Source organism: Klebsiella sp. EMBS2024 (genome assembly GCF_036233805.1).
Taxonomy (GTDB): domain Bacteria; phylum Pseudomonadota; class Gammaproteobacteria; order Enterobacterales; family Enterobacteriaceae; genus Klebsiella; species Klebsiella pneumoniae.
The window spans coordinates 2,751,154-2,761,046 of sequence record NZ_JAZARW010000001.1 but is presented as its reverse complement, the minus strand read 5'-3'; the positions used below and the strand labels follow the sequence as shown (position 1 = coordinate 2,761,046).

The following is a 9,893-nucleotide window of genomic DNA, read 5'->3' as shown; positions in this document are numbered from 1 at the left end:
GTGCTGCTGTTTGCCTACCAGCGCTCACGTAAAAGATTCATAAACTGGAAAAATTCATGATTATTATTCAGGCTGTATTTTTCCATGATCTTATTCTTATGATAGGCGGTGGTGCGGGGACTCACACGCTGCAGGGCGGCGATTTTACTCATATCCAGCCCTTCGAGAATACCGTGCACTACGGCGGTCTGCGATCGCGATAACACGCGATGCGGACAGCTGGCGCAGCTGAGTTCCCGGCCTGCGGCGTCGGTAGCCGTGGGGGTCATACAATGCTGGAGCTCGCTTTTAATGATCGTCAGCAATTGCGGAATACTGGCCGTTTTTAGCGAAACAAAAATGACCCCTTTCAGGCAGTTAATCATGAACTCATCTTCCGGCAGCTGGTCATAGCTATGGAGGATAATCAGCGAGCTTCCTCTTTTTCTGTTCTTAATCAGGGTATTACACAGGTATATTTCCCCGGGGATCACTTCGCAGATAATGATATCTTCAGCTGACAGATCGGTGTTATGCCAGGAAAAACGCGCCCGCAGATCGCCCCGGGTGAGGTCATTGACCATGGCTACCAGCGATTCACGGACAAAGGCGTTGCGGGTGTTGATGGTGACATTAATGTTTCTCATGGCGTTATTTCCTTACGCAAAACATAACGCCATGCTGTGACAAATCCTCCGGGCGTATGCGATGTGTTGAAGATATAAAAGTACCTACAATAATTTTTTATTATTTTAAAGTGAATTATTTACGACGCATCGAACGCTTATCGTTAAAAGTCAATTTCTGCCGCCTCCTGTCTTTCAGATAGGAAATAAAACTGTATACAGAGATGCTGAACAAAAAAATGCATAGCAATAAAACTAACCACGTTTGCATGGCCATCGTTGTTACCCTGATTGTGTTGCATGGTGTCAGAATTTGCCGCGAACGGCTAATACGTTTTGTTATATGCTTTTCTGTCCCGTGAAAATCTTACGCCATCATCCTGATGTGCTAGTACTATAAGAAAGTTCTTAAGGTCATCGTCAGTCTCATTCCTCTCATTTCTCTCAGAAAATGAGAAAAATTAACACTTACGAGTTTTTTATATCCCGCGCGGCCGCCGACGCGCCCCGTCGTTCAGGAAATAAAGGCCAGTCCCTTACCAAAGATTGCGCGAACGGGCAGGTGGATCCCCTGCTGGCGTGCCTTGTGACGCAGGCGGCTAACCACCACGTCGATCCGGTGCAGGTCAGGCTCGCTTTCATGGGAAAACAGGCAGGCATGGAGATCCAGTTTGCTGCACACTTCGTTGCGATTGCGCATCAGGAGCTCCACCAGGCGATATTCCTGCTGGGTTAACTCCAGCGTCCGGGCGTCGGGTGAAATCAGTTTATCCTCTTGCAGACGCCAGCTGCCGGGGGAGACGGCCGGCGGCGTGCCGATCGCCTCCGCAGGCGGAGCCGCCGGACGGTCCTGGCGCAGGCGCGCGCCGAGGGCGGTGAGGGTCTCGGCAAGATGGGCGAAGTTTACCGGTTTGATCAGATAGGCATCGGCCCCAAGGCTCAGCGCCTGCAGTTTATCCTGCTGCTGACCGCGGGCGCTGACCACCACCAGACCGTAGTGCCCCAGCTCATGCAGATAGTTCAGTACGCTGAAGCCATCCTCGCCGGGCAGGCCGATATCAACCAGCACGATATCCACCGGATGGCTGTGCAGTTGCCGCCAGAAGGCTTCGGCGCTGCGCGTCCCCCACACCTCGAAGCCGCGATAGCCCAGCCAGGCCAGCAGTTCATCCAGCAGATCGGCGTTATCTTCAATTATCGCCAGCCGTAAAGCCATACGTCGTTCTCCTCTTAAGCAACCGTGGGGAGGGTGAGAATAAAGGTGCAGCCGTCCGGGCCATGCTCGGCCAGCCACAGTTTGCCATCATGAGCCTGCACTATCTGACGCGCAACATACAGTCCGAGACCGGTGCCGCCTGGCACCGGCGATGTGTGCTCGCCGCGGCGGTAGCGCTCAAAGATCAGTTCCGCCTGTCCGGCGGGGAGTCCCGGGCCGTGGTCACGAATGCGCAGCTCCGTTTGCCCGGCATCGGAATGAATATCGATGGCGATTTCACCGGGGGGCGAATACTTGACGGCGTTATCCAGCAGATTAGCGATAGCGATGCACAGCAGGCCGGCATCGGCCTGCAGCTGCGGGCTTTCCACCGCGCCGTGCTGGCGGATGTTCAGGTAGTGATCATGGGAGATAGCCACTACCGAGGCGGCCATGTTGATTACCGTCAGCAGGGCGGTCTGCTGGCGCTCGACGTGCAGATCGTGGGAGGCGAGCCGGGCGTCGGCAAGGCAGTTATCGGTGAGCTGCACCAGGCGGGTGGCGGCGCGGCCGATGCGATCGAAGCGCGCCTCCTGGCTGGTCGAGGCCGCCGAGAGGCGAAGATTCTCCAGCGCCGCCTGGATCACCGCCAACGGGGTGCGGAATTCGTGCGCCACCATGCCCATAAACTGCCGCTGGTGGAAGCTGGCTTCACGCTCAATCTGCAGTTCGCGCGCCAGGCGCTGCTTCTGCTCCAGCTGGCGGTTTTCAGCACGCACCCGCAGGATGGCAATGATCAGCACCGTAATGATGTGGACGATCAGCGCGTACTGCCAGAGGGAAAAGATCGCCATATGGAACGGGATAATCCCATGGATCGACAACTGCACCAGCACCGCGGCGACGACATAGAACGGCGGCAGCAGACCCAGCAGCAGGGTGGTACGGTCGATAGCTTTTTTGCGCCACAGCCACCAGGAGGTGAACAGCAGCACCGGGGTGATAATGATGAATACTACCCCTTCAATCTGCATCGCGAAGCCGTAAAACCCGAGCGGAATACTGACCTGCAGCACCAGGTTGAGCACCACCGCGGCGATCAGTAGCTGATGAAGCCGCGGCATATTCTTCTTCAAATCAAAAATCTCGCTGTGCAGCCAGAGGGCGGTAGCATAGCTGAACAGGGAGAGGCTGCTGATCATGAAGTCCTGGAACGGCAGCGCCGCGTGGCCGAAAAACCACTCCGGGAAGCCGTGCAGGGCGGCCACCAGCGGATAATTGAGCGAGAAAAGACAGATGCCCCACAGCAGACGCCGGCGCAGGGCCAGCGCCAGCCACAGCGCCACGCCGCTGGCGACAGCGGCCAGGCCGAAATAGAAGCTCCAGAACGCGGTGTCGGCGGTCGCCCGCTGTACAAATTCCTGCGGCGAAGAGAGCGAGGCCAGCAGGATCAGAGTGCTGGTGCTCTGCAGGCGAAAGACCACCTCATAGCCGGCGGCGGTCGGCGGCGGGGGGAGGATCAGCACGCTTTCGCGGCAGTGCAGGTCGCTCTCGCGGGCGCCGTCGCGGTCGCCAAAGGTGCGCTGTGCCCAGGGGGCATCGCTGCCCAGAGGCCGGTAGTAAATAGTCAGATGGTCGACAAAAGAGGGGCCCAGCTGCAGCCAGCGCGGCTCCCCGGCAAACCACGTTCCCGGCAGTTCGCTGCGCAGCCACCAGGTTTTTCGCGAATAACCAAAGGAGGGGATCTGCCGGGTGGTGGCGAGCTGGTCTGTGGGCAGGGCGGCGAAGCGATCGATGGTCATCTGGCCGCTGGCGTCCGCGTACCACTGGACCGGAATATCAATGCCCACCTGGCGCGTCGCCGCCTGCGCCTGTGGGGCGACCAGCAGCAAGAATAATCCACAGCTGAGCAGCCAGCCTGCCAGGAACTGCGGCCGGCAACGCCGGACCGCCGCGAAGATCGCAGACACCCTTTTCAATCACGCCCCCTTGCGGCAAGCCAACGATACAGACCGCAGACATCTGGCTACGGTATGGATAATACGCCCCCGGAAGGGGGGAAAAGTGGACAGGCCTGTCCGGACGAACAGGCCATTTTGCGTGGGAGACCAGGAATATTCCAGCGTAATCTGCATCGGCAGGATCAGGACAGACCTGCTGCGCGGCGGCGGTGGGCTGGGGTTAGCGGAAAACCACCTGCGCCCAGCGGGCCAGCCCGGCGGTTACCGAGCCAAAATCATCGCCACCGGCCAGCGGAATCCCCGGCAACTGGGCGGTCAGCGCCTTTTTGATCAGCGGCGAGCGGGCACTGCCGCCAGTAAGATAGATCACGTCCGGGGTGGTCTGGCTGCTGTCGAGCGCGAGCTGCACCTGTTCCATAATGCGGGTCAACGGTTGATCCAGCGCGGCTTCCAGACCCTGCTGGGCGATGGCGGTGGCCAGCTCGTCCTGAATAAACGGCAGCGCGGTTTCGACGCTGGCGGCGCTGGAGAGGGCGATTTTGCTCTCTTCGGCGCTGCGCACCAGACGATAGCTGAGACGCTGGCGCCAGACCTTCAGCAGCAGAGCCACCTTGTCGGCATCCCGGGCGCTGCGCAGCAGATCGTTAAGCAGACGGCCGTTGGCGGTGCTGTAGAAATCGCTCTGCGCCGGCACGTCGTTGATGGCCACCGCGTTCCACCACGGAAGGATCGGCAGCGCGGTGCCTTTCTCCGTTTCGCCGCCCATGCCGAGGAGGGGCATCAGGCATTTGAAGGCCAGGGCAATGTCGAGATCGTTACCGCCGATGCGGCAGCCGCTGTGGCCGAGCAGGCTCTGCTGGCGGTCGGCGCGCTCCCGCCACTGCGGGCCCATCAGCAGCAGGGAGCAGTCGGTGGTCCCGCCGCCGATATCGACGACCAGCACCCGCTTTTCTTCATTGAGGGTCGCTTCAAAATCGAGCCCGGCGGCCACCGGTTCAAACTGGAAAACCACATCGCGGAAACCGGCGCGGAGAGCCGCCCGCTCAAGGATCCCCTGCGCCTGGGCGTTCGCGTCGTCGCCGCCGAGGCCCTGGAAGTTAATCGGTCGGCCAATCACCGCCTGGTCGATCTGCTCGGGAAGCTGGCTTTCGGCCTGCAGTTTGATGTGCAGCATCATCGCGCAGACCAGGTCTTCAAACAGGGCCACCTGCTGCGGCTTCAGCCCGCTGGCGCCGAGGAAGGATTTTGGCGATTTAACGAAGTAGACCTCTTCCGGATCTTCAACATACTGATGCAGCGAGGCGAGACCGAACTGCACGCTGTTGCGCAGCACCTCGATGTCTTCGTCGCGGTTGGCGGCGATGGCCCGACGCAGCAGCGCCTGGTTTTCGTCGCTGTGGGTGGGGACATCATGATGGCGATAGAGCCACTCGCTGACCGCTTCGCGCGTTGGCGCGCAGAGCATCGAGGGCAGCAGGGCGCTGCCGTTTTCCAGTGTCAACAGCTGAGGGGTGTTTTCCCGCATCACGGCCACCGAACAGTTGGCGGTGCCGTAGTCAAAACCAATAAACATCGTCTGCAAAATCCCCATGCCGGTGAAGAAGGGGGGCGACTTTAGCGGATCGTCGCCAAGCCGACAACTGGAATTTAAAAGCAAGGCGCTGACGGTCAAGGGCGACTATCATTGTAACGCTATATAAAGGAGAGCTTATGGTGCTGTTACCCTGGACCCCGCCTTACGACTGGGCGTGGATGGTTGGTTTTCTGCAGGCGCGTGCCGTCGCCGGCGTCGAGCGCTTTGATGAAGGAGGCTATAGTCGCAGCTTTGGCGTTGAAGGGCATCGCGGGCTGATTCATCTGGCACCGGACGAGGAGGCGCAGGGCCTGCGGGTGACCCTCTCCCCGGGGCTGCAACCGGTGGCGGAGATCTGCTATGCGCGAATTGGCCAGCTGTTTGATTTAGCCTGCGACCCGCGGCAGGTCGCTCGCACGCTGGGCGACCTGGCGCAGGCGCGGCCGGGGCTGCGCCTGCCGGGGGCGCTGGATGCCTTCGAGCAGGCGGTGCGCGCGGTGCTGGGCCAGCTGGTGAGCGTGGCGATGGCCGCCCGGCTCACCGCCAAAGTGGCGGCTGGCTGGGGCGAACCGCTGGCGGAGTCNCCCGGCTATGTCTTGTTCCCGACGCCAGAGGCGCTGTCCCGTGCCGATCCGCAGGCGCTGAAGGCGCTGGGAATGCCGCTTCGGCGCGCGGAGGCGCTGATCCACCTCGCCCGGGCGGCGCTCAGCGGCGAGCTGCCCCTGAAGGCGCCAGCGGACATTGACGCCGGGCTGCGTCAACTGCAGAGCATGCCCGGGATTGGCCGCTGGACGGCAAACTACTTTGCTCTGCGCGGCTGGCAGGCGAAAGATATCTTTTTGCCGGATGATTACCTGATTAAACAGCGCTTTCCGGGAATGACCCCGGCCGCCATCGCTCGCTATGCCCGTCGCTGGCAGCCGATGCGATCGTATGCGCTGTTGCATATCTGGTATACCGATGACTGGATCCCGGCGGCGGAATAGCCGTCCGGGGCGCATACCACTGGTATCGGGACGCTGAAATCCCTATAATTGCCGCGTTTGGCGGTCCGCCGCCACCCTCCATCTCTATCCAGGTTAATCAGGTCGCAAAAATTTATGACTGATATGTCCCATCAGTGCGTCATTGTAGGTATCGCCGGCGCATCGGCTTCTGGCAAAAGTCTTATCGCCAGTACTCTCTATCGCGAATTGCGTGAACAAGTTGGCGACGAACATATTGGCGTCATTCCGGAAGACAGCTATTACAAAGATCAAAGTCATCTGTCGATGGAAGAGCGCGTCAAAACCAACTATGACCACCCGAGCTCAATGGATCACAGTCTGTTGTTCCAGCACCTGCAGATGCTGAAAAGCGGCCAGCCGATTGAACTGCCGGTCTATAGCTACGTCGAGCATACCCGCACGCCGAACACCATTCACGTCGAGCCGAAGAAGGTGATCATTCTTGAAGGGATCCTGCTGCTGACCGACGCGCGCCTGCGTAACGAGCTTAACTTCTCTATTTTCGTCGACACCCCGCTCGATATTTGCCTGATGCGCCGTATTAAGCGCGACGTTAACGAGCGCGGCCGCTCCATGGATTCGGTGATGGCCCAGTATCAGAAAACCGTGCGCCCGATGTTCCTGCAGTTTATAGAACCGTCGAAGCAGTATGCCGACATCATCGTGCCGCGCGGCGGCAAAAACCGCATCGCTATTGATATTCTGAAGGCCAAAATCAGTCAGTTTTTTGAATAACCTGGCCGAATTGTGTAACGTGCAAAGAGTAGCCCTGTTGCCCTCTCCGCCGCGAAGCGTGCGGGAAGCAGCCTTATAAGGAGAAAGCCCATGCGTCTGTGTGACCGAGATATCGAAGCCTGGTTGGATGAAGGGCGACTCGCCATCAATCCGCGTCCGCCCGTTGAGCGTATTAATGGCGCGACGGTTGATGTACGGCTGGGTAATAAATTCCGCACCTTCCGTGGTCACACGGCGCCGTTTATCGATTTAAGCGGCCCGAAGGCCGAGGTCAGCGCCGCGCTGGACCGGGTGATGAGCGAAGAGATCGTCCTGCCGGAAGGGGAAGCCTTTTTCCTGCATCCGGGCGAACTGGCGCTGGCGGTGACCTACGAGTCTGTCACCCTGCCTGCCGACCTGGTAGGCTGGCTGGACGGACGCTCCTCGCTGGCGCGCCTGGGGCTGATGGTGCACGTTACCGCGCACCGTATCGACCCAGGCTGGTCCGGCTGCATCGTGCTTGAGTTTTACAACTCTGGCAAGCTGCCGCTGGCGCTGCGCCCGGGGATGCCTATCGGCGCGCTGAGCTTTGAGCCGTTATCGGGCCCGGCGGCCCGGCCGTATAACCGCCGCGAAGACGCCAAATATCGCGACCAGCAGGGCGCGGTGGCGAGCCGAATCGACAAGGATTGATAACGTCAACGGGGTGTTGCTGAGGGTGCCATGAGACGAATACTGACAACGCTGATGATCCTGCTGGCGGTCATTGTCGCCGGGCTTACCTCGTTGGTATTGCTGGTCAATCCCAACGATTTTCGCGCCTATATGGTGCATGAGGTGGCAGAGCGCAGCGGTTATCAGCTTGACCTTGATGGCCCGCTGCGCTGGCACGTCTGGCCGCAGCTCAGCATTCTCAGCGGACGGATGACGCTGACCGCCCGAGGCGCCGAAGAGCCGGTGATCCGCGCCGACAATATGCGCCTCGACGTGGCGCTGCTGCCGCTGCTCTCGCATCAGCTGCAGGTGAAGCAGGTGATGCTCAAGGGCGCGGTGATCCAGCTGACCCCGAAAACCGAGGCGGTTCGCGACAGCTCAGCGCCGGTGGTGCCGCATGATAACACCCTGCCGCTGGCCCCGGAGGATCGCGGATGGTCCTATGATGTGCGTCAGCTGCAGGTGGCCGACAGCGTGCTCTTCTTCCAGCATGAGAACGGCGAGCAGGTGACCGTGCGCGATATCCGTCTGCAGATGGAGCAGGATGAGAATCACCGGGCCACCGTGGATTTCTCCGGCCGGGTGAACCGCGACCAGCGCGACCTGGCGCTGAACTTCTCCGCCACCGTGCAGGGCGGCGATTATCCGCACTCCTTAAAAGCCGACTTTACCCAGCTTAGCTGGCAGCTGCGCGGCGCCGAGCTCCCACCGGACGGCATTAATGGTCAGGGGAGTCTGCAGGCCAGCTGGCAGGAAGATGACAAGACCCTGCGTTTTGACAACCTGAATCTGATGGCTAACCGCAGCACCGTTACCGGCAGCGGCAGCGTGGTGCTGGGAGACCGCCCGGACTGGTCGCTGGATCTGCACGCCACCACTCTCGATCTCGATAGTCTGCTGGCGCAAAGGTCGCCGGCGACGGACAGTAGCGCCAGTCAGCAGGGCCAGAGTCAGACGCGACCGCTGCGCCCGGTGATCGCCGACAGCGATGAGCGCGAAGATTACCAGAGCCTGCGCGGCTTCAACGGCCGAATGGCCCTGAGCGCCGACCAGCTGCAGTGGCGCGGTCTGAACTTCACCCAGGTGCAGAGCGAAATCAGCAACCAGCAGGGGCTGCTGACGGTCAGCAAAATGCAGGGCAATCTTGACGGCGGGCAGCTCTCTCTCCCTGGCACCCTTGATGCCCGCGGCGACACGCCGCTGGCGACGTTCCAGCCGGCGCTGCAGAATGTGGAGATCGGTTCGCTGATCAAAGCCTTTAACTATTCCTTAAACCTGACCGGCAAGCTGTCGCTGAGCGGCGAATTTTCCGGAACGCGCATTGACGCCGATGATTTCCGTCGCCACTGGCAGGGACAGGCTCAGCTCCAGATGGCCGATACCCGCACCGAAGGGCTGAACTTCCAGCAGCTGGTGCAGCAGGCCGTGGAGCGCAGCACCAACGTGCGGGCGCAGGAAAATTACGACAATGCCACCCGCCTGGATTCCGTGAGCAGCCGGCTGATGTTGGATAACGGGCTGGTGACGCTGAACCGCCTGCAGGGGCAGTCCGACGTGATGGCGATGACCGGCGAAGGACAGCTCGATCTGCAGAAAGAGAACTGCGATATGCGCTTCAACGTGCGCGTGCTCGGCGGCTGGAAAGGGGAGGGCAAGCTTATCGACCGCCTGAAACAGACCGCTATCCCGCTGCGCATCTACGGCGAGTGGCAGTCGCTGAGCTACAGTCTGCAGGTCGACCAGATCCTGCGCAAACAGCTGCAGGATGAAGCGAAGCAGCGCCTCAACGACTGGGTTGAGCGTAATAAAGGCAGCAAAGACGGCAACGATGCCAAAAAGCTGCTCGATAAGCTGTAATTCCCACCCCCGCGGCCCGGAAGTTTCCGGGCTGTGTTTATCGTCAACGTTTGATGTAACGATGATGCCGGGTGGCGGCTGCGCCTGACCCGGCCTGGGATGTGCGCAATATCATCCGTTTGCGTCGCCACTTAATGTAGGCCTGATAAGCGNNGCGCCATCAGGCAGTGTGGCAGCTAGGACTGACCCGGCCTGGATTATACGGAGGGTGCCATACCCCGATTAGTTCGCCATTCCGTAGGCCTGATAAGCGNAGCGCCATCAGGC

9 protein-coding genes are annotated in these 9,893 nt (G+C 60.2%); 4 read left to right on the top strand and 5 right to left on the bottom strand.

Annotated elements, in window-relative coordinates; all coding sequences use genetic code 11:
- Positions 1-14 precede the first annotated feature (14 nt).
- From VZP09_RS12745 to yegD, 5 genes are all read right to left on the bottom strand, one after another.
- Positions 15-626 (bottom strand): helix-turn-helix transcriptional regulator, encoded by a 612-nt coding sequence (locus tag VZP09_RS12745; protein ID WP_328795188.1) that lies wholly within the window; start codon positions 624-626, stop codon positions 15-17.
- Between the two features lie 115 nt (positions 627-741).
- Complete coding sequence (locus VZP09_RS12740) at positions 742-882, bottom strand: small membrane protein (RefSeq protein WP_032409828.1); 141 nt, start codon at positions 880-882, stop codon at positions 742-744.
- A gap of 237 nt (positions 883-1,119) precedes the next feature.
- Positions 1,120-1,821 carry a response regulator transcription factor gene (locus VZP09_RS12735; RefSeq protein ID WP_004151141.1) on the bottom strand — a complete coding sequence of 234 codons (702 nt, stop codon included), beginning with the start codon at positions 1,819-1,821 and terminating at the stop codon, positions 1,120-1,122.
- A 14-nt stretch (positions 1,822-1,835) separates the two neighbouring features.
- A complete protein-coding gene (locus tag VZP09_RS12730; RefSeq protein ID WP_029884353.1) occupies positions 1,836-3,692 on the bottom strand; it encodes a sensor histidine kinase in 1,857 nt (618 codons plus the stop codon).
- 289 nt (positions 3,693-3,981) lie between these two features.
- Complete coding sequence (gene yegD, locus VZP09_RS12725) at positions 3,982-5,334, bottom strand: molecular chaperone (protein ID WP_016531337.1); 1,353 nt, start codon at positions 5,332-5,334, stop codon at positions 3,982-3,984.
- A gap of 137 nt (positions 5,335-5,471) precedes the next feature.
- Between yegD and alkA the strand changes: the two genes are divergently transcribed.
- From alkA to asmA, 4 genes are all read left to right on the top strand, one after another.
- Positions 5,472-6,320: a DNA-3-methyladenine glycosylase 2 gene (alkA, locus tag VZP09_RS12720; protein WP_328795187.1), complete on the top strand. Its 849-nt coding sequence runs from the start codon at positions 5,472-5,474 to the stop codon at positions 6,318-6,320.
- Positions 6,321-6,434: 114 nt separating this feature from the next.
- A complete protein-coding gene (gene udk, locus VZP09_RS12715; RefSeq protein WP_002912442.1) occupies positions 6,435-7,076 on the top strand; it encodes a uridine kinase in 642 nt (213 codons plus the stop codon).
- A 90-nt stretch (positions 7,077-7,166) separates the two neighbouring features.
- Positions 7,167-7,748 carry a dCTP deaminase gene (gene dcd, locus VZP09_RS12710; protein WP_004151145.1) on the top strand — a complete coding sequence of 194 codons (582 nt, stop codon included), beginning with the start codon at positions 7,167-7,169 and terminating at the stop codon, positions 7,746-7,748.
- Positions 7,749-7,778: 30 nt separating this feature from the next.
- Positions 7,779-9,626, top strand: coding sequence for an outer membrane assembly protein AsmA (asmA, locus tag VZP09_RS12705; RefSeq protein WP_117242896.1), 1,848 nt, complete (start codon positions 7,779-7,781; stop codon positions 9,624-9,626).
- The last annotated feature ends 267 nt before the right edge of the window (positions 9,627-9,893 follow it).

Excerpts from the sequence above, each read along its gene's own strand:
- VZP09_RS12745 (WP_328795188.1), bottom strand. The coding sequence starts at position 626 with ATGAGAAACATTAATGTCACCATCAACACCCGCAACGCCTTTGTCCGT.
- VZP09_RS12740 (WP_032409828.1), bottom strand. The coding sequence starts at position 882 with ATGGCCATGCAAACGTGGTTAGTTTTATTGCTATGCATTTTTTTGTTC.
- VZP09_RS12735 (WP_004151141.1), bottom strand. The coding sequence starts at position 1,821 with ATGGCTTTACGGCTGGCGATAATTGAAGATAACGCCGATCTGCTGGAT.
- yegD (WP_016531337.1), bottom strand. The coding sequence starts at position 5,334 with ATGTTTATTGGTTTTGACTACGGCACCGCCAACTGTTCGGTGGCCGTG.
- udk (WP_002912442.1), top strand. The coding sequence starts at position 6,435 with ATGACTGATATGTCCCATCAGTGCGTCATTGTAGGTATCGCCGGCGCA.
- dcd (WP_004151145.1), top strand. The coding sequence starts at position 7,167 with ATGCGTCTGTGTGACCGAGATATCGAAGCCTGGTTGGATGAAGGGCGA.
- asmA (WP_117242896.1), top strand. The coding sequence starts at position 7,779 with ATGAGACGAATACTGACAACGCTGATGATCCTGCTGGCGGTCATTGTC.